Annotated in this window: 1 protein-coding gene and 1 pseudogene; one reads left to right on the top strand and one right to left on the bottom strand. The window is 42.6% G+C overall.

Features of this window, described 5'->3' with window-relative positions; translation table 11 throughout:
• Positions 1–40: 40 nt before the first annotated feature.
• Positions 41–853: pseudogene (locus A3756_RS00760) on the bottom strand (2-isopropylmalate synthase); the annotation flags it as partial.
• A 322-nt stretch (positions 854–1,175) separates the two neighbouring features.
• On the opposite strand from A3756_RS00760, the gene A3756_RS00755 reads away from it, so the two are divergent.
• Positions 1,176–1,521 (top strand): putative solute-binding protein (locus A3756_RS00755; protein WP_231875442.1); only part of this gene is annotated, 346 nt, incomplete at its 3' end.

The raw sequence follows: 1,521 nt of genomic DNA, 5'->3' as shown, positions 1-1,521 counted from the left end.
GCTGAACCGGGAAGCCAGTAATCGTCGACACTAACCGCTAGCAAGGCACGATCTGTGTAGAGTCGATATTTGTCGATAGGTCAAAAAAGTCAGATCGTGTACGAACTGCCATTACAACCTCTTCCAAAGAAGCATTTCCTGCTCGCTCACCCAATCCGTTAATAGTACATTCAATCTGGCGTGCACCATTGGTTACCGCAGACAAAGAGTTTGCAACCGCTAAGCCGAGATCATTGTGAAAATGTACTGAGAAAATAGCTTTGTCTGAATTTGGAATTCGCTCGATAAGGTTTNTTATGGTTTCACCAAACTGCTCGGGAATCGCATAGCCCACCGTATCCGNGATATTTATTGTGGAAGCACCAGCATTAATCGCTTGCTCTATAATACGACAAAGAAAATCCAACTCTGAACGACCAGCATCTTCACATGAAAACTCGACATCATCTGTATAGCTTCGCGCTCTTTTTACTGCTCGCACAGCTTGCTCGACAACTGCATCCGGCTCCATTTGAAGCTTATACTTCATATGGATCGGAGAGGTTGCGATGAAGGTGTGAATACGCGACGCATTTGCTCCTCTTAAAGCTTCAGCAGCACGATCGATATCCTTATCCAATGCTCTGGATAGAGAACATATTCGAGAATCTACTATTGTATCAGCGATAGATTTAACCGACTCAAAGTCGCCCGGACTTGCAATCGCAAACCCCGCTTCAATAACATCAACACGCATCTTCTCAAGTGCACGAGCAATTCTCAATTTCTCTGCCTTGGTCATCGATGCACCGGGGCTTTGCTCGCCATCTCGTAGGGTCGTATCAAAGATAACAAGCTTATTTTTATCGGACATTCGCCGTGCTCCTAAATCAATATCCTAAAGAGTTTATCTAAGCTAATACAATACATTGCAGCTTATTAAATCAAACCGCTAACTATAGCGACAAGACCTAAGTTAAACAATGCTCAGTCAGTAAGAATTCACGTTATTTCGATATCTCTACAGAGTAGCGAGCCTATAGAGTGTCTAGAGTAAACAACCTAGTAAACTATCATATGCTCGATATTGCGAATTGGTCTATCAAATAAAGCAAAGACCATTGAACTTCTCGCGATTATAGACGAAAATTCGCGCTTCGCTTTGAACTTGTAATTTTAATTGGGGATACGTCAAGATGACGGCACAGAAAATACTATTTACCGCAGTAATTTTTCTTTTTAGTACGCTAGCGTCAGCGCTAGAAAAGAAAACAATTTGTACATGGGATCCAGTAGGGAAGAACGGCCCAGTAATGACTTTCTATTCAGATTTAAAGCCAAAAGCTATCGCATGGGGTTTAGATCTTGAGTTTATCGCTTATACCGATGAAAAAGTTGCTGCTAACGACTTCAAAGCTGGTGTATGTGACGGCGCTCACTTGAGTGCAATCCTATCACGTCAATTTGTTCCTTTCGCAGGGACACTTGATGCAATTGGCGGTATCACTTCCGACTCTGGTCTTGGTAAAATTCTTGCTACTC

The organism is Oleiphilus sp. HI0086, assembly GCF_001635225.1.
This window is presented reverse-complemented; position numbering and strand designations above follow the sequence as displayed.